Origin of the sequence: Pseudomonas promysalinigenes, from assembly GCF_014269025.2 — a bacterium.
Classification (GTDB): Bacteria; Pseudomonadota; Gammaproteobacteria; order Pseudomonadales; family Pseudomonadaceae; genus Aquipseudomonas; species Aquipseudomonas promysalinigenes.
Window position 1 is genome coordinate 3971094 of sequence record NZ_CP077094.1, and the last position, 25283, is coordinate 3996376.

Genomic DNA, 25283 nt, shown 5'->3' on the forward strand with positions numbered 1-25283 from the left:
TTAAGTGAAGTCTCCCCAGCCCTCGTTTGCAGGCGCCTGGCAAAGCAGATTGAACCACTGCCGGTCACTGCCTGAGGGTTGGCGCAGGGCGGCCTGCAGCAGCGGCGCGTCAAGCAGCACGTTAAGGTTGTCGAGCCGCGCGGCGACGGGCGGGTGGGTATCGAAGGGATGGGCCATGCTCAGCTCGAGTACAGCCTCGTCTAGGTGTAGCGCAACGTGCTGCAGGTGCCGATCCAAAGCCACCGCCAGCCCTGCACCACCCTGTTCAAGCAACAAGGCATCGACCACGCGGCCCAGGGCAATCGCCCGCAGCAGCGCCTGAACGAACAAGTGCGCGCCATGCACCTGAGCACCCGCGCGATCTGCCAGCAACTCTTGGGCGCGCCCCCAGTGGTGTACTGCGAGCTGGAACCGATGCAGAAATTGCCCAGCCATCCACTCCACAGGCTGTGCGACCCAGCGCATCGCCCGGCGGGTATCGACGATGGTCGAGAACTGTGCACACATCATGCTCAAGCGCACATTGGTCTGGCTGGCCAGCTCTGTGTCGCGACTGCGCAAATGCCCAAGCTCATGACCAATGATCGCGGCAGCCTCTTGCTGGCTCAGCACGCTCAGATAAGGCACTGGCAGATACAGGATTCGCCCGTTGAGAACCGACTGGCCAGGTTGCAGTACGATCGGCATGCTGGTGACGAAAAAGCCCTGATCGATCCCGACCACGATATGGTCCGGCACTGGCGCCTGCAGCCGCCCAGCCAGCTCTTCGATCCACTGCCAGAGCGCTCCAGCCTGCTGGCGCTGAAGTTCCTGGCCGAGAAAGCTGGCGTTACCCTGCCCCATGCCCGGCCATTTTTGCCTCAAACGCCAAAAAATACTCAGGCAAACGATCAGCACTGCGGCCAGGGGCAGTACCACGATCAGTACGGCCAAGCCGCCCTGCGCGGCATTGCTTACGCCAGCGCTGACTTCGTAGAGCAATGAAACGGCCAGGGAGGCTGCGAGCAAGCCCATATAGGCGCTTAACCAGCGCCCCAGCACCCGCCAGTTGGCGGTCATGCGTTGGCGCAAGTACTGTGCCGAACGCAAGGCGCGCCATGCGTCGGCCCTGAGCCGGAGCCAGGCGCAGACACCCGCCATCAAAGCACCCAACGCCATCAAGCCGCTCAGGCTAGCCATCCACAGGCGTGTGCGGAGCCAATAACGGTCCTTGTCGAGCTCGCTCAGCTGCCGTTCCAGCACTTGGCGGGTGTCGATGCGCCCGGCAAGTTGTTTACGCGCGGCCCAAGGCAATGCCTGGAGCAAGGCATCGCTAGGTTCTGCCAGCCATTGTCGAGTGATGCGTGCCTGCTCTTGAGCCGTTTCAGCCCGCCAATGTTGCACGGAGCTCCAAAGCAAAAGCGCCACTGGCAACAGCAGCATGGCCAGGCACCGACCCAGTCGCTTCATTTAGCCACTGGACCCTGGGCCAGCACACACGCGAACCGCTGCGCCCGAAGGCGGTCGGCCTGTAGTGGCAACGGCGCTTGATGCGTTAGGTGCTCGGTGTCAGCCATCGGCCTGGAGCAGCTCCAGTTGGCGCTGGGCGTGGGCCGCATCGCAATACGCCGCCAGCATCGCCAGCACCTCCTCGTAGCCCAGCTTGCGGCCATTGCAGGCAAGGCCTGCGGACATGATACGAATCTGCGGCCGCGGCTTTTTCAACGCCATCGCCTGGTTGCCGAAGAACTGCAGTTTGGCCACACGGTGCTTGGGCAGCGCAGCTTCGCTGCTCAGTTCGAGGGTCTGCACCATGACCAGGCCTTCATCCTTGACCGCGATATCCTCGACCTCGGCCATATCGACCGGGGCGTCCAGGGTGTCGACGTACAATTCCCGCCGGGTCAGACGCATGAACACCTGGGTGCCTGCATTGCGGTGCTGCCAGGTCAGGGCAGCGGCCATGCAAACGATAAACAGCACAAATATAACTGCACCCATGCGCTGCGAGTTGAACGTGACAGCCAGCAGGATAAGCGCGCCTACCAGAAGAATCGGCCCCCAGATTTTATAGCGCCGGGAATTGGTGAACTCGCTTTGCTCAGGCACGCGTTCGATCACCTTTTTGAGTTCGGCAATCACTCGTTCCCGCTCGGCAGCACGGGTTTGATCGTAGGCTTCGCCGAGCGAGCCGGAAAGCTCGGACAGCGGGTCGTTAGGTTCAGCCATGTTCAATCGCCCTCACACGTCACTGCTGCTTGGCCAGGTAATCGGTCAGAAATGCCTGCGCATTGCCTTGACGCGACAGCCCTTCGGAGTAGCCAACCTGGAACGGTTGCGGCTCGCCAGGCAAGTACAACTCACCGCCCCAGCCACCCTGAACGATCAACACCACGAACTTATTGCCATCCACGGTGGTGAAGTAGCGGGTGTCCTTGGCCGTCTTTTCTACCTGCATCTTCTGTATGCGCATGTTCCAGTCGTGATCGACGCCCTCGACCTGAACCAGTGCTTGATTGGCAGCACGCTCGCCGATACGTAGCGTCCACACTTTGACGCCCTCCGTGCCCATATAGGCAACCACCTGTTCGGCCACCTCTGGCCGCTGCTCTGCCTGGGCCTGGCCCAGGCAAAGCAGGAGCGAGGCAACCAGCAAGAAAGCCCATTTGCGATAAGCGAACATTTTTACCATCCTGATGCCAAACGATCGGCCATTGAAAACAGCTGCGCCGGGGCTGCCAACCCCAGTGGCTGGGCCGCACAACAAATGGGCCGTCAAGCACAATGGTTGTTGCCAAAAATGTGCGGGGGTTACCATTTCTGCACACGCCGCCGCCACCCAAGGATGATTCGCGTCATGCCATCGACCAGCCCCTACTTGGACACTGATTTTTCCTTCGACAGGCCGGGGGTACTCGCCAAAGCTGGCGTGCTGGACAGCCGCAAGGCCCGAATAATGGGTAGCGCGACCGGCCACTATCGTGCTCAGACAGTGCATGCCGGGTTGCAATACTTCGATTGCAACCTGCAGTTTCCGGAGCCCCTTAAAATCGACAAGGTGCTTCCCCAGAGCCTGTGCATCGTGCAACTGTTCGACGGGACCTGGCAGCACACCGTCGACGGCAAATTGAACCGCTATACACCCGGCCAGTTGCACCTGCTAGGCCTCGGCGAAAGCCTGGAGGCGCAGGACCAGTTGCCTGCCGACAGCCATGCACGCATGGCTGGCGTTCGAATCGCCGGCCACTACCTGCAAGAGCTGGTGGAGGATGAAGCACAGCTGATGCCCTTGCTGGCGTTGACGGCAGATGGCATGCGCTTTGACCAGTTATCGCAGTGCCCGGCAGTGAGTCGCTTGCTGCAGCAACTGTATTTGTCGCCCTACACCGGCGGGCTCAGGCGCCTGCATTGCGAAAGCCTCAGCTTGGCCATCGTCCTGGAACTGGCTAGGCACCTTATCGGCCCTGCGCAATCCAGCCACACGCCGGATCGCGGGCTACGTGACCTGGCCATCGAAGCCCGCCGCCTGCTCGATGCCCAGCTCAGCGCCCCGCCCACCGCGGCCAGCCTCGCGCGTCAGCTGGGCGTGGGCGAAACCACCTTGCGCCGGGCTTTTCGCAAAGCCTTTGGCCGGCCTATTCTGCAGTACGTGCGCGAGCAACGCCTGGAGTTGGCCCGCAGGCTTTTGCTGGAGCGGCGCTGGCAGGTGTCGCAGGTTGCCTACCAGGTCGGCTATGCCAACCCCGCGAACTTCTGCCATGCCTACAAAGCTCATTTCGGCCACCCGCCAAGCAGCGAATAGGTTATGCACCCACCGCTCGGGGCAGAAGGTGCCACGATGAACGTCACTTGGCACGCGCAACGCGCCAGCGGCATCACAACACGATAAGGACTCATGCATGTCACGCTGGCGATGGATATTGGCTCAACTCACGCGACGCCTGTGGGTCCGCGCGACCTTGATCGGTATGTTGGGCGTTGCTGCCGCACTCTTGGCAGCGTTGGCTGAGCGCTTCATTCCCTGGCACCCGGCAACCGAGATGGGCGCTGATGCGGTGTATGACATCCTCACCATCATCGCCTCGAGCATGCTGGCGGTGACCACATTCTCGCTCAGTGTCATGACCTCAGCCTACGGCTCGGCTGCCAGCAACGTCACGCCTCGTGCGACCCGCCTGCTGATGGAGGACACCCTGACGCAGAACGTGCTGTCGACGTTCATTGGCTCGTTCCTGTTCAGCATGGTGGGAATCGTGGTCTTGAAAACCGGTGCCTACGGCGATCGTGGGCGTTTCGTGCTGTTTCTGGTAACGGTGGCGATGATCGCACTGATCGTCGTTTCGCTGTCACGCTGGATCGACCATCTAACCCGGCTGGGCCAAGTCGGTGAAACCACGCGCAAAGTCGAGCAAACCACGCACCAGGCCATCACCGCAAGGCGCGAGCGCCCCTGCCTGGGGGGCTTGCCCTTGATAGGCGATTCGCTGCCAGTGGACGCACTGCCGATCCTGGCCAACACGGTTGGCTATGTGCAGTTCATCGACATGCAAGCATTGTCGCTGTGCGCTGAGGAGTATGAGGGTTTCGTGCACGTGGTGGCGATCCCAGGCAGCTTCGTGCATAGCAGCACCCCACTGGCCTGGTTCAGCGCCACGCCTGGCCGGGCAAACGACCAAGCGCTGATTGAAGCCGTCAGAGATGGCTTCACGGTTGGCGATGAACGCAGCTACGATCAGGACCCTCGTTTCGGCCTGATGGTCATGAGCGAAATCGGCTGCCGGGCTCTGTCGCAGGCCTTCAACGATCACGGTACTGCCATCGACGTCATCGGCCGCCTGACACGGCTGTTGAGCCTGTTCGCCGAACCTGCCGCGAAGGAACACATCGACTACCCCAGGGTTCAGGTAGCTGCTTTGGCGATGAGCGACGTATTCGAAGATGCCTTCATGCTGATCGCCCGAGATGGTGCAGCCCATATCGAAATCCAATTACGCCTGCAAAAATGCCTCCAGGCACTGGCCCAGTTGGGCGATGCAGACTTTCGCAGCGCCGCGCTGCAACAGGCCGCCTTGGCCTTCGAGCGCGCCGAACAGGCGCTGGCACTGGAATCGGACAAGCACCGCCTGCGCTGCGCCATCGAGGTGGCAAGAACGCGTTGAGGCAGGAGGCACAACCTGGCAAGGCTCACGCAGGCGCAATGCCGGTCAGGCAAGCCAGGTCGTTTACTTATCTACTGCGGCCGTGTTACGGCCCTTCGCAGATTCGCGGTGGAAGCGGGTTGACCTGAATAGGGCTGCGAAGCAGCCCCAATTGGCTTAGCTGACTGGCATGGCGCACAGATGGTTCATCTGCGGCAGGTTAGCGGCTGCCGCGCTGCGCCAACGGGATCACTCCCACTCGATAGTCGCTGGCGGCTTGCTCGACACGTCGTAAGTCACACGGGAGATGCCGTCGATTTCGTTGATGATACGACCGCTGACGGTTTCCAGCAGTTCGTACGGCAGGTGCGCCCAGCGCGCGGTCATGAAGTCCACGGTCTCAACGGCACGCAGGGCCACGACCCAGGCGTAACGACGGCCGTCACCCACGACACCAACCGACTTGACCGGCTGGAATACCACGAACGCCTGGCTGGTCTTGTGGTACCAGTCGGCCTTGCGCAGCTCTTCGATGAAGATGTGGTCGGCGCGGCGCAGGATGTCGGCGTATTCCTTCTTCACTTCACCGAGGATACGCACGCCCAGACCCGGGCCTGGGAACGGGTGGCGGTAGACCATGTCGTACGGCAAGCCCAGCTCCAGGCCGATCTTGCGTACTTCGTCCTTGAACAGCTCGCGCAGCGGCTCGACCAGCTTGAGGTTCATTTCCTCCGGCAGGCCACCGACGTTGTGGTGCGATTTGATCACGTGGGCTTTGCCGCTCTTGGCGCCGGCCGACTCGATCACGTCAGGGTAGATGGTGCCCTGGGCAAGGAACTGGATGTTCTCGAGCTTGCTGGCTTCGGCGTCGAATACGTCGACGAAGGTACGGCCGATGATCTTGCGCTTCTTCTCCGGGTCGGCTTCGCCTTCGAGGTTGTCGAGGAATTGCTTTTCAGCGTCGGCGCGGATCACCTTGACGCCCATGTTCTCCTTGAACATGGCCATTACCTGGTCGCCTTCGTGCAGGCGCAGCAGGCCGTTGTCGACGAATACACAGGTCAGCTGGTCGCCGATGGCGCGGTGCAGCAGCGCGGCAACAACCGAGCTGTCGACGCCGCCGGACAGACCCAGCAGCACGTTGGCCGAACCGACCTGCTCACGCACCTGGGCGATGGCGTCTTCTACGATGTTGGACGGGGTCCACAGGGCTTCACAGCCGCAAAGGTCTTGCACGAAACGGGACAGGATACGACCGCCCTGCTTGGTGTGGGTCACCTCCGGATGGAACTGCACGCCATAGTAGCCGCGGGCATCGTCGAACATACCGGCGATTGGGCAGCTCGGGGTGCTGGCCAGCACGTTGAAGCCGGTTGGCATCTGGGTGACCTTGTCGCCGTGGCTCATCCACACGTCCAGGCCCAGAACGCCATCGTCGTCCACATGGTCTTCGATGCCATCGAGCAGGCGGCTCTTGCCAACCACGTCGACGCGGGCATAACCGAACTCGCGCAGCTCCGAACCCTCGACTTTGCCGCCCATCTGCTCGGCCATGGTCTGCATGCCGTAGCAAATGCCCAGCACTGGTACGTTCAGGTCGAACACGGCCTGCGGGGCACGGGGGCTGTTGGCTTCGTGAACCGACTCGGGGCCGCCGGCGAGGATGATGCCACGCGGGTTGAATTCGCGGATCGCTTCATCGTCCATGTCGAACGGGTGCAGCTCGCAGTACACGCCGATTTCGCGCACGCGGCGGGCGATCAGCTGGGTGTACTGGGAACCGAAATCGAGAATCAGGATACGGTGAGCGTGAATGTCGAGGGCCATGACTCAATCTCGTCAGTGGAAATCGGAAACGACGCGGGGCTGTCGTGACAGCCCCGCTTTCATGTTGTAGCTGGAAGCCTCAACCTACGCGGTAGTTAGGGGCTTCTTTAGTGATCTGCACGTCATGCACGTGGGACTCGGCCATGCCGGCACCGGTGATGCGCACGAATTCCGGCTTGGTGCGCATCTCTTCGATGGTCGCGCTACCGGTGTAGCCCATGGACGAACGCAAGCCGCCCATCAGCTGGTGAATGATCGCTGCCAGGGCACCTTTGTAAGGAACGCGGCCTTCGATGCCTTCCGGTACCAGCTTCTCGGCACCAGCCGAAGAGTCCTGGAAGTAACGGTCGGAGGAGCCTTGCGCCTGTGCCATGGCACCCAGCGAGCCCATGCCGCGGTAAGCCTTGTAGGAACGGCCCTGGAACAGCTCGACTTCACCCGGCGCTTCTTCGGTACCGGCGAACATCGAACCCATCATTACGCAAGAAGCACCTGCGACGATGGCCTTGGACAGGTCACCGGAGAAGCGGATACCGCCGTCGGCGATCAGTGGCACGCCAGTGCCTTCCAGTGCTGCGGCGACATTGGCGATGGCGCTGATCTGCGGCACGCCGACACCGGCAACGATACGGGTGGTGCAGATCGAGCCTGGGCCGATACCGACCTTGACGGCGTCAGCGCCGGCTTCGGCCAGGGCCTTGGCCGCAGCGCCAGTGGCGATGTTGCCGCCGATCACCTGCACTTGCGGATAGGTTTCTTTAACCCAGCGAACGCGGTCGATCACACCTTTGGAGTGACCGTGGGCGGTGTCGACGACCACGACGTCAACACCCGCAGCCACCAGGGCAGCAACGCGCTCGCCTGTGTCCTTGCCAGTGCCGACCGCAGCGCCGACGCGCAGGCGGCCTTGGTCGTCCTTGCTGGCCAACGGGTAAGCCTTGGCCTTTTCGATGTCCTTGACGGTCATCATGCCCTTGAGGTTGAACTTGTCGTCAACGATCAGGACTTTTTCCAGGCGGTGTTTGTGCAGCAGCTCGCGGACTTCGTTCTTGTCGGCGCCTTCACGCACGGTGACCAGACGCTCTTTGGGCGTCATCACGTCGCGGACCTTGGCATCCAGACGGGTTTCGAAGCGCACGTCGCGGGAGGTGACGATACCGACCAGGTCGCCGTTCTCCAGTACCGGAACACCGGAGATGTTGTTCAGGCGGGTCAGGTCGAACAGGTCGCGCACGGTTGCGTCGGCGTCGATGGTGATCGGGTCCTTGACCACGCCAGCCTCGAACTTCTTGACCTTGCGTACTTCGCCGGCCTGCTGTTCGATGGTCATGTTCTTGTGGATGATGCCGATGCCGCCTTCCTGGGCCATGGCGATGGCCAGGCGCGCTTCGGTCACGGTATCCATGGCAGCGGAAACCAGCGGAATGTTCAGCTCGATGCCACGAGTCAAACGGGTCTTGAGACTGACTTCATTGGGCAGTACCTCGGAATAGCCAGGTACAAGGAGGATATCGTCGAAGGTCAGGGCTTCTTGGCTGATACGCAGCATCGCGGGGGCTCCCGGGCGGGAAAAATGGAAGCGCGCCATTATACTCATGCACGGCGCGCCGCTCAATGCAAAATAAGGGCCTTCGGTCAGCCTTGTGGCAGTTTTACCTGCACCACGGCCACCGGCTGGTCGAGCCAGTCGGCGAAGCTGTCGAGAAAGGCCTGAGTGAACCCGGCCTCGCCCCAGTTGTTGAAGATGAACCCAAGGTTGGAAAAGGCACATGGCTGCAGGTAGATGAAGCCGTTGATGTCGTCTTCATGGCCGCACAGTGGGCACGTGAAGTTGTCGCTGACACCCGGCATCCACTCCTCCAGGCTTTCGAACAGCGGCTCACCCACCTCGCGCCTGCATTGCGGGCAACCAGCTTCTTCGAGAAAACCTTCGGTGGGGGTATAGATGCAGCGCTTGAGCATCACCTCCAGGCCATTGACCTGCTCGCCGAACGGCAGCTTTTCAGGGTGCAGGGCCACTTTGCGCGCCCCTTCGGCCAAGGCATGGCCCATACGGTTGCCGGTACGGCCGCAGGTGCTCAGTTGCTCTGCGACGACCTTCTCGCGCACCAGCCAGCGCACAATGGCGCGAGCGCGGGCCTCGTGCACCGGCACGGTGGACAGCTTGGGGACGATGATGCTTTGGGTGTTCATGAACGGGAAAAGCCTGAAAGACTGCGGTAATGGCGCAATTCTACCGCTCAACCGGCCAGGTAGCGACCGATCAGCGCCAGGCCGCTGGCAAGCACCAGCCAGGTGACCAAACGTACGAAGGCTTCGCGAGACAACCTCATGCTCAATCGACGGCCAACGAACAGGCCGATGAACATCACGGGCAACAGGCAGGCCGCCAGCATCAACAAGCTCGTATCGGCATACACCCCGGCGATCAAAAACAGCGACAGGCGCACCAGGGTACTGCAACTGATCAACGCACTCTGGGTTGCGCGCACCTGCTCTTTGGCCTGCAAACGTGCACTCAGGTAAATCGCGTATAAGAAGCCGCCACTGCCGAACAAGGCGCCAAACAGCCCGCCAACCGTTCCCATTGGCACTGCCCACAAGCCCGACAACTGCGCCGGGCGGACCTTCACCGCCAAACCATAGATTGCGTAGGCCGTGACGAACAGCCCCATCAGCAGCAACAGCAGGTCGGATTTGAGATGCAACAGAAACACCACGCCCAGGGTGCAGCCCAGGGCCATGCACGGCAACAGACGCAGCAGTTCTGCGCGCGCCACATCGCGGCGTGACGGCAGCAGGTTGCCAAAGGCGGCGACGAAATCCAGCAGCACCAGAAGCGGGATGATCCGCGATAAAGGCATGAAGTGGATCAATACCGGGCCGGCCACCAGGGCGGTGCCGAAGCCGGCAATGCCAAAGACGATGTAGGCGGCGGCGATGGCAAGCAGAATGGGAAGCCAGTCGGCTGAGTTCAGGGAGAGTTGGGCGAGCATCTTGCTGGGTCCTGAAGTCCTTGGGTGTCGCTCGCGAAGATATCACTGTAATGGCCAAGGGGATGCGCTTGAGTCACTGGCGCCCACAAGTACAGCGCCGGCAGAAAACCCGAGACATGCCCTCCACCACGCCTTTATCATGCCCCCATGATCAGAGACCCTTTCGAACGACTCGGTCTGGACCGCGAAGTCCTTACCGTCAGCCAACTCAACGGCCGCGCCCGGGTGCTGCTGGAAGACGTGTTCCGCAGCGTCTGGGTGGAAGGCGAGATATCCAACCTCGCCCGCCCGGCTTCCGGCCATCTCTACTTCACCCTCAAGGACAGCGGTGCCCAGGTACGCTGCGCGCTGTTCCGGCAGAACGCTACCCGTGTACGCCAGGCACTGCGCGATGGCCTGGCGGTGCGGGTGCGCGGCAAGGTCTCACTGTTCGAGGGGCGTGGCGACTACCAACTGATCCTCGATACCGTCGAGCCGGCCGGTGATGGCGCCCTGCGCCTGGCCTTCGAAGCACTCAAGGAAAAACTCAGCGCCGAAGGACTGTTCAGCACCGAGCGCAAGAAGCCGCTGCCGGCCCACCCGCAACGCATCGGCATCATCACCTCCCCCACCGGGGCAGTGATTCGCGACATCATTAGCGTGTTCGGCCGCCGCGCGCCCCAGGTCGAGCTGAACCTGATCCCTACCGCTGTGCAGGGCCGCGAGGCGGTCAACCAGATCGTGCGCGCCTTGCAGCAGGCCGACAGGCTTGGTTTCGACGCGCTGATCCTGGCCCGTGGGGGTGGCTCGCTGGAAGACCTCTGGTGCTTCAACGAAGAAGCCGTGGCGCGCGCCGTGGCCGCTTGCGTGACACCAATCGTCAGCGCCGTGGGCCACGAAACCGACGTGTCGATCAGCGACTTCGTCGCCGACGTGCGTGCCCCGACTCCCTCGGCCGCTGCCGAGCTGCTGGCCCCTGACAACAGTGGCCTGCAGCAGCGCCTGGACGGCCTGCAACGGCGCCTGCTGCTGCGCATGCGCAACCGTCTGGCTCACGACCGCCTGCGCCTGGAGTCGATGACCCGCCGCCTGCGCCACCCCGGTGAGCGGCTGCGACAGCAGGCACAACGCCTGGACGACTTGGACATGCGCCTGCGCCGTGCATTCACACTCAACCTGAATCAGCGGCGCGAGCGCCTTGCACGCCTCGATACGCGCCTGGCCGCGCAGCATCCGGGGCGTACGCTGAAGCTGCTCGGCCAACGCCTGGACAGCCTCGCCGAGCGCCTGCCACGGGCCATGCGTGATGTCCTCAAGGACCGCCGCCAGCGTTTTCAGGCGCAACTGCAGACGCTGCAGGTGGTCAGCCCGCTGGCGACCCTGGCCCGTGGCTACAGCATCCTGCTCGACGAGCATGGCCAGGCCATCCGCTGCGCCGCCCAGACCCGCAACGGCCAGCGCCTGACTGCGCGCCTGAACGAAGGCGAACTTCAAGTACGGGTCGAAGACAACCACCTGACCCCGGTCACCCTCTCACTACTGGACTGACACATGCCGCGCCTGTTTGCCCCCCTGCTTGCCCTTTCTCTGCTGCTACTGGCTGCAGGCGCTCAGGCCAGCTACATCACCCGCACGCTGAACAAACCGGTGCCCGGTGGCGTGGCGGTGGTAAACCTTGGCCCAGCGGCAGTCGCGCCTAGCGCGCGTTTCGACGGCAAGCCGGTGCTGGTGGTCAAGGAGCAGGACGACTGGCTGGCCATCGTCGGCATCCCACTGACGCAGAAGCCAGGCACCGCTACGCTGACCCAAGGCGGGCGCAGTCTGGCCTTCAAGGTTGGCAGCAAAAAGTACCCCGAGCAGCACATCACTTTGAAGAACACCCGCCAGGTCAACCCCAACCCCGAAGACCTCAAGCGCATCGATCGTGAATTGGCTGAACAGATCAAGGCATATCGTAGCTTCAGCCCGGTGTTGCCGAGCAATCTGATTCTCGACAAACCGGTCAGCGGGCCGCTGTCGAGCAAGTTCGGCGTACGCCGCTTTTTCAATGGCGAAGAACGCAATCCCCACGCCGGGTTGGACTTCGCGGTGCCCGCCGGCACGCCGATCAAAACGCCAGCAAACGGCAAGGTCATTCTGGTCGGTGATTACTTCTTCAATGGCCGCACGGTGTTCGTCGACCATGGCCAGGGCTTCATCAGCATGTTCTGCCACATGTCGAAGATCGATGTGCAGGTCGGCCAGCAGCTGCGCCGCGGCGAGGTGGTCGGGCGGGTAGGCTCCACAGGGCGCGCGACCGGGCCGCACATGCACTGGAACGTCAGCCTTAACGATGCACGGGTCGATCCGGCGATCTTCATCGGAGCGTTTCAGCCCTGAGATCGTAGCGCCGGCTGAGCGGGTGAACCCGCTCCCAGCAAGTATTCGAATGCCTTAAGATGTGCGCCAACCTGTGGGAGCGGTTTCTGCCGCGAACAAGCTGGCGCAGATGAAAGTCAGTTGTATCCCAATCGATCGCGACGCCCGTTGAAGCGGGTGCAAACGCCATGGTGCTAGCACGGGTAGCGCGAGTTCAACCATGTTGCGCCATCGAAAAATACTGAGCAATCAGCGGTAAACAAACCCGAAAAGTCAGCTATAAAATCCTGCATCCAAGCTTTTTTTAAGCATTTATCTCAATTTTTTTCGAACGCTTGCCAACCCCCAGCCCACTGGTTAGGGTTGAGGGCATGAAAACCTTCAGCACCCTCATCTTGCTCCGACAACATCGCAGCCTCTGCCTGGTCAGCGCTCGACTACCAGGCTGAATCGCGTCGCCTCGCCTCTTCATCTCGTTATCGCTCGGCAGGCCCGATTTCGGCCGCACACAAAAGGATTGCTTCCATGACCATGCTCAAAGACCCTTCGAAGAAATACCGCGCCTTCCCAACCATCGACCTGCCTGACCGTACCTGGCCGTCGAAAACCATTACCGCAGCGCCCATCTGGTGCAGTTCCGACCTGCGTGATGGCAATCAGTCGCTGATCGAGCCGATGGATTCTGAGAAAAAGCTGCGTTTCTGGAAGACTTTGGTGCAGGTCGGGGTCAAAGAAATCGAGGCATCGTTCCCGTCCGCTTCGCAGACCGATTTCGACTTCGTGCGCACACTCATCGAAGACGGCCATATCCCGGACGACACTACCATCCAGGTGCTCACCCAAGCCCGTGAGGACTTGATCGCCCGTACCTTCGAGTCGCTGCGTGGGGCCAAGAAGGCCATCGTCCACCTGTACAACGCCACCAGCCCGTCGTTCCGCCGCATCGTCTTCAACCAGGACAAGCAAGGCGTGAAGGATATCGCGGTGAATGCGGCGAAACTGTTCGTCAAATATGCCGCCCAGCAGCCGGAAACCCAGTGGACCTTCCAGTACTCGCCAGAAACCTTCAGCGCCACCGAGCTCGAGTTCGCCAAGGAAGTCTGCGATGCAGTCATCGAAGTGTGGAACCCGACGCCTGAGCACAAGGTTATTCTCAACCTGCCAGCGACCGTGGAAGTGTCCACGCCGAACATCTACGCCGACCAGATCGAATGGTTCTGCCGCAACATCAGCCGTCGCGACAGCGTGATCATCAGCCTGCACTGCCACAACGACCGTGGCACCGGCATCGCGGCCACCGAACTGGGCCTGATGGCTGGCGCCGACCGTGCCGAAGGCTGCCTGTTCGGCAACGGCGAGCGCACAGGTAACGTCGACCTGGTGACCCTGGCGCTCAACCTCTATACCCAGGGCATCGACCCACTGTTGGACTTCTCCGACATCGACGGTGTGCGCAAGGTGGTCGAAGAATGCAACCAGCTGCCGGTGCACCCACGCCACCCCTATGTGGGCGACCTTGTTCATACGGCGTTCTCCGGCTCGCACCAGGATGCCATCCGCAAAGGCTTCGCCAAACAGCAGGACGGTGAGCTGTGGGAAGTGCCATACCTGCCAATCGACCCAGCCGACATCGGCCGCAGCTACGAAGCGGTGATCCGCGTCAACAGCCAGTCGGGTAAAGGCGGCATCACTTACCTGCTCGAGCAGGAATACGGTATCAGCCTGCCGCGCCGCATGCAGATCGAGTTCAGCCAGGTCGTGCAAGGTGAAACCGACCGCCTGGGCTTGGAAATGACCGCTCAGCAAATCTACAGTTTGCTGCACAAGGAGTACCTGCAGGCCAACGCGCCGTATGCCCTGGTCAGCCATCGTCTGCAGGAAGAAAACGGCCACAGCGCCGTGGAAGTGGAAGTTGCCGGTGAAGGCGAAACCACCCTGCACTGGCGCGGCAAGGGTAACGGCGCCCTGGAGGCCTTGGTTGCCGGCCTGCCGGTGTCGGTGGAGATCATGGACTACAACGAACATGCCATCGGCGCCGGCACCAATGCCAAGGCGGCGGCATACATCGAACTGCGTGTGGCCGGCGGCCGTCCAGTGCATGGTGTAGGCATCGACGAAAACATCACCACCGCCAGCTTCAAGGCTCTGTTCAGCGCACTGAACCGCTCATTGAGCCAGCAGGACGCCAAGGCAGCTTAAGCTCAAGGGCGGCACTCAAGAGCCCGCATCCTGGATGCGGGTTTTTTTTGTCCGACGTTAATGGGGCGGCGCTCGATTTCACAGGCGCTGAAGAATCTGCTGGCAAAAAAAAAGAGGCGCCGACCAAGCGCCCCATAAGCCGTAAAGCACACAACAAATCAAATTCAGTTGGCGTCCAGCAACCCAATCGCCTCGGCGCTGCAGGCCTGGATCCGTGCCCAGTCACCATTCTTGATCCAGCTGCTATCGAGCATCCAGGTGCCGCCCACGCACATCACATTGGGCAACGCCATGTAATTGCGCACGTTGGCTGGGTTAACGCCGCCGGTTGGGCAGAAGCGTATATCGCCGAATGGGCCGGCGAAGGCCTTGATCGCGGCCACCCCGCCGCTGATTTCCGCTGGGAACAGCTTGAAGCGGCGATAACCCAGGGCGTAGCCCATCATGATTTCCGATGGCGTGCTGATGCCTGGCAACAGCGGAATTTCGCTGTCCACGCCCGCTTCAAGGATGTCCTGGGTGATGCCTGGGGTAACGACGAATTGCGCACCCGCAGCCTCTACAGCAGCGAACATACTGCGATCGAGCACGGTGCCGGCACCGATGCACAGTTCCGGGCGTTGCTCGCGCAGCACCTGGATGGCCTTCAGGCCATGCTGGGAGCGCAAGGTCACCTCCAGGGTGCGGATACCACCAGCAGCCAGGGCATCGGCCAGCGGCAGAATGTCTTGCTCCCGGGCGATGGTGATTACCGGCAGGATACGCGCCTGCTCGCAGATGGCATCGATCCTGGCGGCTTTATCTGCCATCGAAAGCTTTGGCTGTGGGCGTTCAAGGGTGGTCATGACAGTGGATCCTTGGCTCATGGGCACCAGTAGATGCTCAGGGGGTCGTGAAGAAAGGCGCGAATCGGCATTTGCGCAAGGTCGTTGCCCGCCAGCGCGGCGCGCAGGGTAGCGAGTTTGCCCGGCCCTTGCACAGACAGCGCAGTGAACGCTGCACTGGCAAGCATGGCGCGGGTAAGCGATAGCCGCTGGTGCGGCACGCTCGGGGCGAGCATCGGCAGGCATCGGCGCTTGCTGTTCAGGTCCAGGCCTTCGGCCAGATTCGGGCTGTTGGGAAACAGTGAGGCGGTATGGCCATCGTCGCCCATGCCCAGCACCAGAACGTCGATGGGCGGCAGATCTGCCAAGGCCTGGTCAGCGCTCAAGGCCGCCGCATCGAGATGTTCGGCCTGCTGGTACAGGCCAATGAAGCGAGCCTTGGCCGCCGCCCCCTGGAACAGGTGACGTGCCAATAGCCCTGCGTTGCTGTCAGCATGCTCAACCGGCACCCAACGCTCATCAGCCAAGCTGACGGTAACCTTGGCCCAGTCCAGTTGCTCACCGGCCAGTTGTTCCAAAAATGGTACCGGGCTACGGCCACCGGACAGCACCACGCACGCTTGACCTTTGCTGGCGATGGCTGCGCGCAGGCGCTCGGCCACATCGTGGGCCAGGGTAGCGGCCAGTAACTTGGCTTCTGCCAGCTCGTGCACCTGCACCGCTGCCGGCAGCTTCAATTCAGATATCGCCATACCACGACCTCCCATCTCGGGTAATCAATGCAATCGAGCTCATCGGCCCCCAGGAACCTGCTGCGTAGGGCTTGGGCGCATCGCCCGCGTTACGCCAGCCGGCGATCAGTTGGTCACACCACTTCCAGGCGTACTCGATTTCGTCCTTGCGCACGAACAGGTTCTGATTGCCGCGCATCACTTCCAACAGCAAGCGTTCGTAGGCATCGGGAATCCGCGTACTGCGCCAGGCGTCGGAAAAATTCAGCTGCAACGGGCCACTGCGCAGTTGCATGCCCTTGTCCAGCCCCTGCTCCTTGGTCATCACGCGCAAAGAGATACCTTCGTCCGGTTGCAGGCGGATGATCAGCTTGTTGCCAACCTGCAAGCGCTGTTCCGGGGCGAAGATGTAGTGCGGCGTCTCCTTGAAATGAATGACGATCTGCGACAGTTTTTGCGGCATACGCTTGCCAGTACGCAGGTAGAACGGCACACCGGACCAACGCCAGTTGCGAATGTCCGCGCGCAGGGCGACGAAGGTTTCGGTGTCGCTCTGGGCGTTTGCGTTGTCTTCCTCCAGGTAGCCCGGCACGGGCTTGCCGTCGCTGTAGCCTGCGATGTATTGGCCACGCACCACGCTGGTGCTCAAACCCTCGCCAGTGATCGGAGCCAGTGCCTTGAGCACCTTGACCTTCTCGTCACGAATACTGTCGGCCGACAGCTCGCTCGGTGGGTCCATGGCGATCAGGCAGAGCAGTTGCAGCAAGTGGTTCTGTATCATGTCGCGCAACTGACCGGCTTTGTCGAAGTAGCCCCAACGGCCCTCGATGCCGACCTTCTCTGCAACGGTGATTTCCACGTGGGAAATGGAATTCTGATTCCACTGGGTTTCGAACAGGCTGTTGGCAAAGCGCAGCGCGATCAGGTTTTGCACCGTCTCTTTGCCCAGGTAGTGGTCGATGCGATATACCCGGTTTTCCGGGAAGAAGCGCGCTACAGCGTCGTTGACCCGCCGCGACGATTCAAGGTCATGGCCAATGGGCTTTTCCAGCACGACCCTGGTGCGAGCAGCAAGGCCTGCTTTGTCGAGGTTCTCGCAGATTGCCCCGTAAACCGCCGCCGCCGTGGCGAAGTAGGCAATCAGTGGTTGCTCGGCGTTCAGTTGCTCGGCCAGCGCCTGGTAGCCCTCAGGTTGCAGGAAGTCCAGGTGCACATAATGCAAACGGCCGAGGAAACGCCCCATCGCCGCCGGCTCGATATCGGCCTCGGCTACATGCCGGCGTAGATGCGCTTCGATGGTATTGAGGTGCTCCTCGACGCTGCCCGCCTCTCGCGCCAACGCCAGCAAGCGGGTGTCCGCATGCAGGAGGTTGGCACGGTCAAGCTGATAGAGCGCAGGAAACAGCTTGCGCAATGCCAGGTCGCCAAGGGCGCCAAACAGGGCAAAGGTGCAAGGTTCGACACTGATCGCAGCCATGATGTTGGTTCTTTCCTAAAGTTGGTCTAGGAATACCGCTTTCAAACACGGTTTTCAAGGGATAATGTAGTAAAAACCACAACATTAAACACAAACTCTACAGACAAGTGGTACGTCAACCGCACCGACAGTACGATAGACGACCGTGCAAAAAGCCTGCTGCTCCCTCAGCCGGCTGTCTTCCCGACCCAAGGACACACCCATGGACCGCGTGCGAAACCTCCTGGAACAAATCCAGGGCCGCCTCGACGAGCTGAACAAGGCCGAACGCAAAGTCGCCGAAGTCATCCTGCTCAACCCGCAACAAGCCACCCGTTTCAGCATCGCCGCGCTGGCCCAGGCGGCCAAGGTCAGCGAACCGACCGTCAACCGCTTTTGCCGCTCATTTGGTGTCAGCGGCTACCCGGAGCTCAAGCTGCAACTGGCGCAGAGCCTGGCCAGTGGTGCAGCTTACGTAAGCCGGGCAGTTGAAGCCGACGATGATCCGGCCGCCTATACCCAGAAAATTTTCGGCAGCGCCATCGCCTCGCTCGACAGTGCCTGCCAGCAACTGGACCCGCAACAAGTCAGCCGCGCCGTGGACATGATGATCCAGGCCCGGCAGATTCACTTCTTCGGCCTCGGCGCCTCGGCACCGGTGGCCCTGGACGCCCAGCACAAGTTTTTCCGCTTCAACCTGGCGGTATCGGCCCACGCCGATGTGCTGATGCAACGCATGTTGGCTTCGGTGGCCCATACCGGCGACCTGTTCGTGATCATTTCTTACACCGGGCGCACCCGCGAGCTGGTCGACGTGGCGCGCCTGGCACGGGAAAACGGCGCTTCGGTACTGGGCCTGACTGCTGCCGGCTCGCCCCTTGCCCAGGCCTGCAGCCTGAGCCTGCATATTCCGCTGCCTGAGGACACCGACATCTACATGCCGATGACCTCGCGAATCATCCAGCTGACCGTGCTCGACGTACTGGCCACTGGCATGACCCTGCGCCGCGGTGTGGACTTCCAGCCGCACCTGCGCAAGATCAAAGAGAGCCTCAACGCTAGCCGCTACCCGGTAGAGGACGACGAACTCAACTGAGCCTGTGCGCCTGCAGCCGCAGATGCGCTCGCTGCCCTGGCGCCAGGCTCAGGCCCTCGCCACTGCCGCTGGCGGCCTCGACGCAGACGAAACCCTGACACTCACGGCCAGTGACGCCCATCAATGGCCGATTACCTGGGTGCCAGACCACGGTATCGTGGCTGTCACCGGTATCGATGCACAGCTCGCGCTGCCATGCCGGGTCCTGCAACTGCACGCGCGGCGTGCCTGGGTAGACTTTCTGGCAGCCGCCCTTGAGCTTCAAGGCGCCTTCTTCACGGCAGGCCTGACGGCTCAGGCGGTCGTAACCTTCGATGTCTTCCAGGCCAGATAGCGCTATCTCGGAAACGTCACTGATACGCCAGTAAGCCAACAGCGCATGGCTCAACTGGCAAGGTTCGCTGTCCTGATGCTCGGTGCTCAGGCTCAGTTCCATGCGGCTGCCAAGCTTGGCATGCAGGTCGACCTGCCAATCGCACAAGTCCAGCCGCCACTTAAGGCTGACGCCCTGCTCGTCCTCCCGACTGTCTACCAGCTTCCAGTCCAGCAAGCGCGCCCAGCCGTGGGCGGGCCACAGGTCCTCGCTGGGGTGGCGGCCATACCAGGGCCAACACACTGGCACCCCACCGCGAATGGCACCCACTTGCGGCCACTGCTCGGCGCACCACAACCACGGCCGCTCGCCGGCCGGCTGAAAATGCAGCAGTTGGGCGCCCTGGCGGCTGAACACTGCCTGGCAACGGGGGTGATCGATGATCAGCACATCGCGCTGCTGATAACGCTCCCACTCGAAAGTCGGCCGGGGCCGCTGCGAGGAAAAGAAGCGATGGAGCGGATGTTCAGGCATGGTTCCAAGCTCTTGTTGTTTGAGATAGCGCTACCTCAGCCCATCCCCGGCACCCACTGCAAACCAGTGGGTGCCGGGAGCCGAAGTTGGATTGGCGTAAATTTACAACAATTGGCCTTAGAATGACGACTGAATCTTCAACCCCGCGACCAGTGCGCTGTCCACATCGTCGACGCCACCTGGGTGCTTGATATATTGAAGGTTGGGCCGCACGGTCAGCCAGTTGGTGACATGGAAGCCGTAATAAAGCTCGGCGTTGTACTCAGTACGCTGTACCGGCACGAACCCTGGGTTGTCGTAATCATCGATACCGCTCTGGGCATTGAGCAACTGAGCGCGTTTCTTCACATCATCGTTGACATGAATGCGCGCCACGCCAAAGCCTATGTCGTCCTTGGGCCGGGCGTCGAAGGCGCCTTTATAGACCAGGCCCACCTGTTGGTAGTTGTCGACCACGTTGGTGGCTTTGTCATGCACGGTGAAGTTGGCGAACAGGCTCAGGCCTCGGTTGGCATCGCCGCCATGGGCGGTGACCTGCTGCTGCGCCACCACCCACCAGCCATGCTTGCTCGAGTGCGACTTGAAGGCCTCGCCAGTGAGGGCCTGCGGGTTGCCATTAATGTCGTCGTACACGTCATCGGCTTTGGCGGTGCTGTAGTAATAACCCAGGCGGTATTCCCCCGGCAGGTCATTGAGCTTGGGCTGCCAGACCATCTCCACCGGCAAGATCGCACCCTTGGTGCCACTGCCACTGAGTTTGAAGCCGTTGCCAGTCTCCAGGTTCGACGGGTTTTGTTCATAGGCGCCGACCTGAACGAAGAACTCCGGCGTGATGTTGTACTTGACCCGCAACGCCCACTGGCTGACCGGCCAGTTGTACCAGATGCCACCCACCCAGTTGCCCACCTGCGATCCGCAGAAGGCCAGGTTCTGGAAGTCGCAGGGGAAGCTGTTGAAGTCTTCGCCCTCACCGAAGCGGCCTACCTTCACATCCAGCGCGCCATCGAAATATTTCTGCTTGACCCACATCTGCGTCAGACGCCAAGTCTGGCCACGGCCCCACACCTCCTGCACCGAACTGAACTGGCCGGCACGCGGGTCGCTGATACGATCGTTGGACAGGTTGCGACCGCTGCGCTCGGTGATCGCCAGCTTGAACTCGGCATCGTGCCAACCGAGGATCTTTTGCAGATCCAGGTGCGCGCCCAAGGCAAACTGGTCGCTGTAGCGCGCGGTTTTGTCGTGGTTGTACCCGCCGTGCAAATTCCCGGCTACCTCGCCCACGTAGTCCAGGGTGAAGTCGTAACCCTTGTTCAGAAGCTCGGTGCGGGTACCGCCCCAATCGCCGGTCATCCATTTCGACTCGCTGGAAAATGCCTCGGCAGCTTGCGCGCCACTGCTGCCGACCACGGCGAGCAGGGCCAATGAACCCAGGGTTGTGATGCGTTTGCGCTGTTCCATCCCTTTGCGTCCTCTTTTTTCTTATTGGTGATGTAGACGGTTTAACGGCTCTTGATCTGAGCCACGTTGTCCTTTACGACAGTTTCACTGCTGGCCAGGTGCAGGCGTTCGCCGCTGTCAGCGTCGAACAGCAGCACCTTGGCCGGGTCGAATTGCAGGTTCAGGCTGTCGCCGACCCGGCAGTCGATATCGGGCGCCAAGCGGCAGCAGACCTTGGTCTGGTTGAGGGTGACGAACACCAAAAGGTCCGGCCCGGTGGGCTCGGTCACCTGCACTTCGGCGCGAATCCCCGGCAGGCCATTGCCCTGGTTTGCACCCAAGCTGATCTGCTCAGGGCGGATACCGAGAATGACCTGGCGGCCGTCGAGGTCATCATTGGACTGCCCCAGTGGCAGTTCGCAGCGGGCTTGCCCACTGTCGAGCACTGCCATCAGGCGCCCATCCTGATTGGCCAGGCGTACCGCAATGAAGTTCATCGGCGGCGAGCCGATGAAGCTGGCAACGAATTGGTTGGCCGGGTCGTTGTAGATCTGCTGGGGCGTGCCGAACTGCTGAATGATGCCATCCTTCATCACCGCCACTTTGTCGCCCAGGGTCATGGCCTCGATCTGGTCGTGGGTGACATACACCGTGGTGGTTTTCAGGCGCTGGTGCATCAGTTTCATTTCCGTACGCATCTCCACCCGCAACTTGGCGTCCAGGTTGGACAGCGGCTCGTCGAACAGGTAGATCTTCGGCCGCCGCGCCAGCGCGCGGCCCATGGCCACACGCTGCTGCTGGCCACCGGAAAGCTGTGCCGGCTTGCGCGCCAGCAGGTGCTCGATCTGCAACAGCTTGGCCACCCGCGCCACCTCCTCATCGATGGCAGCCTGGGGCATCTTGCGGATCTTCAGGCCGAACTCGATGTTTTCGCGCACGCTCATGGTCGGGTACAGCGCGTAGCTCTGGAACACCATGGCGATATCGCGATCCTTGGGGCTCATGCCGCTGACATCCTGCCCGTCGATGAGGATTGCGCCACCGGTGATTTGCTCAAGGCCGGCGATGCAGTTCATCAAGGTCGACTTGCCACAGCCGGAAGGGCCCACCAGGATCAGGAACTCGCCATCCTTGATCGCCAACTGGATGTCCTTGAGGGTGTCCGGCAGGCCGGTACCGTAGGTCTTGTTCACATTGCGAAGTTCGAGTGTTGCCATGACTTACCCCTTGACCGCGCCGGCGGTGAGCCCGCGGACGAAATATTTGCCTGCCACCACATAAACCAGCAGGGTTGGCAGACCGGCGATCATTGCCGCCGCCATGTCGACGTTGTATTCCTTGGCCCCAGTGCTGGTGTTGACCAGGTTATTCAGAGCCACGGTGATCGGCTGCGAATCGCCGCTGGAAAACACCACGCCGAACAGGAAGTCGTTCCAGATCTGGGTGAACTGCCAGATCAGGCAGACCATGATGATCGGCGTCGACATCGGCAGGATGATGCGGCGGAAAATGGTGAAGAAACCCGCGCCGTCCAGGCGTGCAGCCTTGACCAGGGCATCGGGGATGCTCACGTAGAAGTTGCGAAAGAACAGCGTGGTAAAGGCCAGGCCGTAGACCACGTGCACCAACACCAGGCCGCTGGTGGTGCTGGCCAGCCCCAGCTTGCCGAGGGTGAACGAAGCCGGCAGCAGCACCGTCTGGAACGGCAGGAAGCAGCCGAACAGCAATAGCCCGAAGAACAGCTGCGAGCCGCGAAAGCGCCACATCGCCAGCACATAGCCATTCAGTGCGCCGATGGCTGTAGAGATCAGTACCGCCGGCACGGTGATCATGATCGAGTTCCAGAAGTAGCCACTGACCGTTTCCCAGGCCTTGACCCAGCCGATGCCGGTAATTACCGCAGGCCAGCTCAGCAGGTTGCCGGTACTGATGTCTTCCGGGGACTTGAAGCTGGTCAACAGCATCACCACCAGCGGCACCAGGTACAGCAGCACGGCGATCAGCAGTACCGCATGGATGGCGATACGGCTGAGGCTGACCGGCGACTTGATCGACACGTCACGCATGGCGCTTGCTCCTGAGTTCCGAATACAGGTACGGCACGAGGATCGCCAGGATCGCCCCGAGCATCAGGATGGCGCTGGCCGAACCCATGCCCATCTGGCCACGGCTGAAGGTGAAGGAGTACATGAACATCGCCGGCAGGTCAGAGGAATAACCAGGCCCACCGGCCGTCATTGCCGCTACCAGGTCGAAACTTTTGATCGCGATATGCGAGAGGATCATCAGCGAGCTGAAAAACACCGGGCGCAGGCTAGGCAGTACCACGGTCCAATAGATACGTGGCAGGCTGGCACCGTCGATTTGCGCAGCGCGAATGATCGACTGGTCGACCCCGCGCAAGCCGGCAAGGAACATCGCCATGATGAAGCCCGAGGCCTGCCATACGGCGGCGATCACCAAGCAGTACACCACCCGGTCAGGGTCGATCAGCCAGTCCAGGCGAAAACCCTCCCAGCCCCAATCGCGCAGCAGCTTGTCCAGACCCATCCCAGGGTTGAGCAGCCACTTCCAGGCGGTACCGGTGACGATCATCGACAGCGCCATGGGGTACAGGTAGATCGTGCGGATGAAACCCTCGCGGCGGATACGCTGGTCCAGCAACACCGCCAGCAGCACACCAATAGCCAGGCTAATGGCGATGAACAGCCCACCGAAGAGCGCAAGGTTCTTGCTCGCTACCCACCAGCGGTCGTTGTCGAACAAACGGGCGTACTGCGCCAGGCCCGCCCATTTGTAGGTCGGCAGAAAAGTCGAAGTGGTGAAGGACAGCACGAAGGTCCACAGGATGTAGCCGTAAAAGCCCACCAGAACGATGAACATGCTCGGCGCCAGCACCAGTTTCGGCAGCCAGCGCTGCAGCGCGTCCAGGGGGGAAGCCCGCAGTTGGGCGGTCAGTGTCGTCATGTTAGCCACCAGGGTAAGGTCAACAGATCACCTGCAGGAGTGGGCTGCCCCGCGAACAAGCCACCGCCAGGCGGTGGCTACGCAGGTGTTCGCGGTTTAACCCGCTCCAGCAGGGATTTGGCCAAGCTCGAACGGGCTATTTGGCAGCCTTGACCGCCGCAGCCAGCTTCTTCGCCGCATCGGCCGGGTCGGCCTTGGGGTCGTTGATGTAGTTGGTCACCACATCGAAGAAGGCACCCTGGACAGCCAGCGAAGTGGCCATGTTGTGCGCCATGCTCGGCTGCAGGCCGCCAGTCTTGGCGTCGGCGAGGAAGTCCTTGGCCGAGGTCTGGGCACACTCGTCGAAGCCGTACTTGCCCATGTCGGCGAGCATGTCGTTACGCACCGGGATCGAACCCTTGTTGATGCTGAAGACCTTCTGGAAGTCCTGGCCCATGACGTTGCGGGCAATGTCCTGCTGACCGGCGGCGGTACCTTCGTCGTTCTGCTTGAACACCACCAGCGAGTCGATGTTGTAGAGGAATGCTTTGTCGGTGCCAGGGAACGGTACGCACTGGTAGTCCTTGCCGGCGGTCTTCTTGGCAAGGGTCCACTCGCTCTTGGCCCAATCGCCCATGATCTGCATGCCGGCTTTGCCATTGATGACCTTGGCCGCTTCCAGGTTCCAATCCTGGCCTTTGCCATCAGGGTCCATGTAGGTGGCGATTTTCTTCAGATCGGTCAATGCCTGGACCATCTGCGGGCCAGTCAGGGCCGCCGGGTCCAGGTCGACCAGAGCCTTCTTGTAGCCATCTGCTCCCATCACCGCCAGCACCACGCTTTCGAATACGGTGCTGTCCTGCCAAGGTTGGCCGCCATGGGCGAGCGGGATGAAACCAGCCGCCTTGAGCTTGTCGGCAGCGGCGTAGAATTCATCGAGTGTGGTTGGCGCCTTGTCGATGCCGGCCTTCTTGAAGACGTCCGGGTTGATCCACAGCCAGTTGATGCGGTGGATGTTGACCGGCACCGCAACGTAGGCGCCTTCGTATTTCACGGTGTTGGCGACCTTTTGATCGAGCAAAGCATCCCATTTTTCTTCTTTGGCGACGCTTTCGAGTACCTCTGGGTCCAGCAGCCCGGTGGTCGCCCATTCCTGGATGTCCGGGCCTTTGATCTGGGCGACTCCAGGCGGATTGCCTGCGACGGCGCGGCTTTTGAGCACCGTCATGGCAGTGGCACCGCCACCACCGGCAACAGCGCCGTCCTTCCAGACGAAGCCATCTTTCTCGACGTTCGATTTGAGCACATCGACAGCAGCTTTTTCACCACCGGAGGTCCACCAGTGCACCACTTCGACAGTGCCTTTGGAATCGGCAGCCGACACACTGAAGGGCAGGAGCGAGGCAAGGGAGATCGCGGCGGCGAGGCGGAGGGTAGAATTCATCGCAATACCTTTCTTGTTGTTAT

General features: G+C 61.4%; 22 protein-coding genes. 6 read left to right on the forward strand and 16 right to left on the reverse strand.

Features of this window, described 5'->3' with window-relative positions; all coding sequences use genetic code 11:
* From HU725_RS18040 to HU725_RS18050, 3 genes are all read right to left on the reverse strand, one after another.
* Positions 1 to 1449: a M48 family metallopeptidase gene (locus tag HU725_RS18040; protein WP_186477740.1), complete on the reverse strand. Its 1449-nt coding sequence runs from the start codon at positions 1447 to 1449 to the stop codon at positions 1 to 3.
* A 99-nt stretch (positions 1450 to 1548) separates the two neighbouring features.
* Positions 1549 to 2208, reverse strand: coding sequence for a hypothetical protein (locus HU725_RS18045; protein WP_186477739.1), 660 nt, complete (start codon positions 2206 to 2208; stop codon positions 1549 to 1551).
* A 19-nt stretch (positions 2209 to 2227) separates the two neighbouring features.
* Positions 2228 to 2662 carry a hypothetical protein gene (locus HU725_RS18050; RefSeq protein WP_060479347.1) on the reverse strand — a complete coding sequence of 145 codons (435 nt, stop codon included), beginning with the start codon at positions 2660 to 2662 and terminating at the stop codon, positions 2228 to 2230.
* Between the two features lie 174 nt (positions 2663 to 2836).
* Here HU725_RS18050 and HU725_RS18055 point away from each other — a divergent pair, with 174 nt between their 5' ends.
* The gene (locus tag HU725_RS18055) at positions 2837 to 3781 is read left to right on the forward strand and encodes a helix-turn-helix transcriptional regulator (protein ID WP_186477738.1); all 945 of its coding nucleotides are present in this window, start codon (positions 2837 to 2839) and stop codon (positions 3779 to 3781) included.
* A 97-nt stretch (positions 3782 to 3878) separates the two neighbouring features.
* Positions 3879 to 5138 (forward strand): DUF2254 domain-containing protein, encoded by a 1260-nt coding sequence (locus HU725_RS18060; protein ID WP_186477737.1) that lies wholly within the window; start codon positions 3879 to 3881, stop codon positions 5136 to 5138.
* A gap of 228 nt (positions 5139 to 5366) precedes the next feature.
* Here the strand turns inward: HU725_RS18060 and guaA are convergent, their stop codons facing one another.
* The 4 genes from guaA to HU725_RS18080 form a co-directional block, all read right to left on the reverse strand.
* Positions 5367 to 6944, reverse strand: coding sequence for a glutamine-hydrolyzing GMP synthase (guaA, locus tag HU725_RS18065; RefSeq protein WP_186477736.1), 1578 nt, complete (start codon positions 6942 to 6944; stop codon positions 5367 to 5369).
* A 79-nt stretch (positions 6945 to 7023) separates the two neighbouring features.
* Entirely contained in the window at positions 7024 to 8493 is a 1470-nt protein-coding gene (guaB, locus tag HU725_RS18070) for an IMP dehydrogenase (RefSeq protein WP_060479352.1), read from the reverse strand.
* Positions 8494 to 8579: 86 nt separating this feature from the next.
* Positions 8580 to 9137: a hypothetical protein gene (locus HU725_RS18075; RefSeq protein ID WP_060479353.1), complete on the reverse strand. Its 558-nt coding sequence runs from the start codon at positions 9135 to 9137 to the stop codon at positions 8580 to 8582.
* A 47-nt stretch (positions 9138 to 9184) separates the two neighbouring features.
* Complete coding sequence (locus HU725_RS18080) at positions 9185 to 9940, reverse strand: sulfite exporter TauE/SafE family protein (RefSeq protein WP_060479354.1); 756 nt, start codon at positions 9938 to 9940, stop codon at positions 9185 to 9187.
* A 147-nt stretch (positions 9941 to 10087) separates the two neighbouring features.
* On the opposite strand from HU725_RS18080, the gene xseA reads away from it, so the two are divergent.
* The 3 genes from xseA to leuA all read left to right on the forward strand — a co-directional run bounded on the left by xseA (position 10088) and on the right by leuA (position 14476).
* Entirely contained in the window at positions 10088 to 11467 is a 1380-nt protein-coding gene (xseA, locus tag HU725_RS18085) for an exodeoxyribonuclease VII large subunit (protein WP_186477735.1), read from the forward strand.
* A 3-nt stretch (positions 11468 to 11470) separates the two neighbouring features.
* Entirely contained in the window at positions 11471 to 12298 is an 828-nt protein-coding gene (locus HU725_RS18090; protein WP_060479356.1) for a M23 family metallopeptidase, read from the forward strand.
* A gap of 504 nt (positions 12299 to 12802) precedes the next feature.
* Positions 12803 to 14476: a 2-isopropylmalate synthase gene (leuA, locus tag HU725_RS18095; protein WP_186477734.1), complete on the forward strand. Its 1674-nt coding sequence runs from the start codon at positions 12803 to 12805 to the stop codon at positions 14474 to 14476.
* A 164-nt stretch (positions 14477 to 14640) separates the two neighbouring features.
* Here the strand turns inward: leuA and HU725_RS18100 are convergent, their stop codons facing one another.
* From HU725_RS18100 to zwf, 3 genes are read right to left on the reverse strand one after another with little or no spacing between them, the layout of a single operon-like run.
* On the reverse strand, positions 14641 to 15321 hold the full coding sequence (locus HU725_RS18100; protein ID WP_060480152.1) for a bifunctional 4-hydroxy-2-oxoglutarate aldolase/2-dehydro-3-deoxy-phosphogluconate aldolase: 681 nt from the start codon (positions 15319 to 15321) through the stop codon (positions 14641 to 14643).
* A gap of 17 nt (positions 15322 to 15338) precedes the next feature.
* On the reverse strand, positions 15339 to 16052 hold the full coding sequence (pgl, locus tag HU725_RS18105; RefSeq protein ID WP_060480153.1) for a 6-phosphogluconolactonase: 714 nt from the start codon (positions 16050 to 16052) through the stop codon (positions 15339 to 15341).
* Entirely contained in the window at positions 16039 to 17508 is a 1470-nt protein-coding gene (gene zwf, locus HU725_RS18110; protein WP_186477733.1) for a glucose-6-phosphate dehydrogenase, read from the reverse strand. The genes pgl and zwf overlap by 14 nt, the downstream gene beginning before the upstream one ends.
* 211 nt (positions 17509 to 17719) lie before the next feature.
* On the opposite strand from zwf, the gene hexR reads away from it, so the two are divergent.
* Positions 17720 to 18583, forward strand: coding sequence for a DNA-binding transcriptional regulator HexR (gene hexR / locus HU725_RS18115; protein WP_186477796.1), 864 nt, complete (start codon positions 17720 to 17722; stop codon positions 18581 to 18583).
* Here the strand turns inward: hexR and HU725_RS18120 are convergent.
* From HU725_RS18120 to HU725_RS18145, 6 genes are all read right to left on the reverse strand, one after another.
* Positions 18576 to 19430 (reverse strand): D-hexose-6-phosphate mutarotase, encoded by an 855-nt coding sequence (locus HU725_RS18120; protein WP_060480156.1) that lies wholly within the window; start codon positions 19428 to 19430, stop codon positions 18576 to 18578. The genes hexR and HU725_RS18120 overlap by 8 nt on opposite strands.
* Positions 19431 to 19547: 117 nt before the next feature.
* Positions 19548 to 20891 (reverse strand): carbohydrate porin, encoded by a 1344-nt coding sequence (locus tag HU725_RS18125; protein WP_186477732.1) that lies wholly within the window; start codon positions 20889 to 20891, stop codon positions 19548 to 19550.
* A 41-nt stretch (positions 20892 to 20932) separates the two neighbouring features.
* Positions 20933 to 22087, reverse strand: a complete 1155-nt coding sequence (locus HU725_RS18130) for an ABC transporter ATP-binding protein (protein ID WP_186477731.1) — start codon at positions 22085 to 22087, stop codon at positions 20933 to 20935.
* Positions 22088 to 22090: 3 nt separating this feature from the next.
* On the reverse strand, positions 22091 to 22936 hold the full coding sequence (locus HU725_RS18135; RefSeq protein ID WP_186477730.1) for a carbohydrate ABC transporter permease: 846 nt from the start codon (positions 22934 to 22936) through the stop codon (positions 22091 to 22093).
* Complete coding sequence (locus HU725_RS18140) at positions 22929 to 23837, reverse strand: carbohydrate ABC transporter permease (protein ID WP_060480160.1); 909 nt, start codon at positions 23835 to 23837, stop codon at positions 22929 to 22931. Before HU725_RS18140 ends, HU725_RS18135 begins: the two co-directional genes overlap by 8 nt.
* A gap of 136 nt (positions 23838 to 23973) precedes the next feature.
* Complete coding sequence (locus tag HU725_RS18145) at positions 23974 to 25260, reverse strand: ABC transporter substrate-binding protein (RefSeq protein ID WP_186477729.1); 1287 nt, start codon at positions 25258 to 25260, stop codon at positions 23974 to 23976.
* Between the last annotated feature and the right edge of the window lie 23 nt (positions 25261 to 25283).

Bases quoted from the DNA above. Each gene is read 5' to 3' on its own strand.
- HU725_RS18075 (WP_060479353.1), bottom strand. From the start codon at position 9,137: ATGAACACCCAAAGCATCATCGTCCCCAAGCTGTCCACCGTGCCGGTG.
- HU725_RS18120 (WP_060480156.1), bottom strand. From the start codon at position 19,430: ATGCCTGAACATCCGCTCCATCGCTTCTTTTCCTCGCAGCGGCCCCGG.
- HU725_RS18055 (WP_186477738.1), top strand. From the start codon at position 2,837: ATGCCATCGACCAGCCCCTACTTGGACACTGATTTTTCCTTCGACAGG.
- HU725_RS18090 (WP_060479356.1), top strand. From the start codon at position 11,471: ATGCCGCGCCTGTTTGCCCCCCTGCTTGCCCTTTCTCTGCTGCTACTG.
- HU725_RS18050 (WP_060479347.1), bottom strand. From the start codon at position 2,662: ATGTTCGCTTATCGCAAATGGGCTTTCTTGCTGGTTGCCTCGCTCCTG.
- HU725_RS18130 (WP_186477731.1), bottom strand. From the start codon at position 22,087: ATGGCAACACTCGAACTTCGCAATGTGAACAAGACCTACGGTACCGGC.
- HU725_RS18100 (WP_060480152.1), bottom strand. From the start codon at position 15,321: ATGACCACCCTTGAACGCCCACAGCCAAAGCTTTCGATGGCAGATAAA.
- HU725_RS18045 (WP_186477739.1), bottom strand. From the start codon at position 2,208: ATGGCTGAACCTAACGACCCGCTGTCCGAGCTTTCCGGCTCGCTCGGC.
- guaB (WP_060479352.1), bottom strand. From the start codon at position 8,493: ATGCTGCGTATCAGCCAAGAAGCCCTGACCTTCGACGATATCCTCCTT.
- HU725_RS18140 (WP_060480160.1), bottom strand. From the start codon at position 23,837: ATGACGACACTGACCGCCCAACTGCGGGCTTCCCCCCTGGACGCGCTG.
- guaA (WP_186477736.1), bottom strand. From the start codon at position 6,944: ATGGCCCTCGACATTCACGCTCACCGTATCCTGATTCTCGATTTCGGT.
- HU725_RS18145 (WP_186477729.1), bottom strand. From the start codon at position 25,260: ATGAATTCTACCCTCCGCCTCGCCGCCGCGATCTCCCTTGCCTCGCTC.
- HU725_RS18135 (WP_186477730.1), bottom strand. From the start codon at position 22,936: ATGCGTGACGTGTCGATCAAGTCGCCGGTCAGCCTCAGCCGTATCGCC.
- zwf (WP_186477733.1), bottom strand. From the start codon at position 17,508: ATGGCTGCGATCAGTGTCGAACCTTGCACCTTTGCCCTGTTTGGCGCC.
- HU725_RS18080 (WP_060479354.1), bottom strand. From the start codon at position 9,940: ATGCTCGCCCAACTCTCCCTGAACTCAGCCGACTGGCTTCCCATTCTG.
- HU725_RS18125 (WP_186477732.1), bottom strand. From the start codon at position 20,891: ATGGAACAGCGCAAACGCATCACAACCCTGGGTTCATTGGCCCTGCTC.
- pgl (WP_060480153.1), bottom strand. From the start codon at position 16,052: ATGGCGATATCTGAATTGAAGCTGCCGGCAGCGGTGCAGGTGCACGAG.
- leuA (WP_186477734.1), top strand. From the start codon at position 12,803: ATGACCATGCTCAAAGACCCTTCGAAGAAATACCGCGCCTTCCCAACC.
- xseA (WP_186477735.1), top strand. From the start codon at position 10,088: ATGATCAGAGACCCTTTCGAACGACTCGGTCTGGACCGCGAAGTCCTT.
- HU725_RS18040 (WP_186477740.1), bottom strand. From the start codon at position 1,449: ATGAAGCGACTGGGTCGGTGCCTGGCCATGCTGCTGTTGCCAGTGGCG.
- HU725_RS18060 (WP_186477737.1), top strand. From the start codon at position 3,879: ATGTCACGCTGGCGATGGATATTGGCTCAACTCACGCGACGCCTGTGG.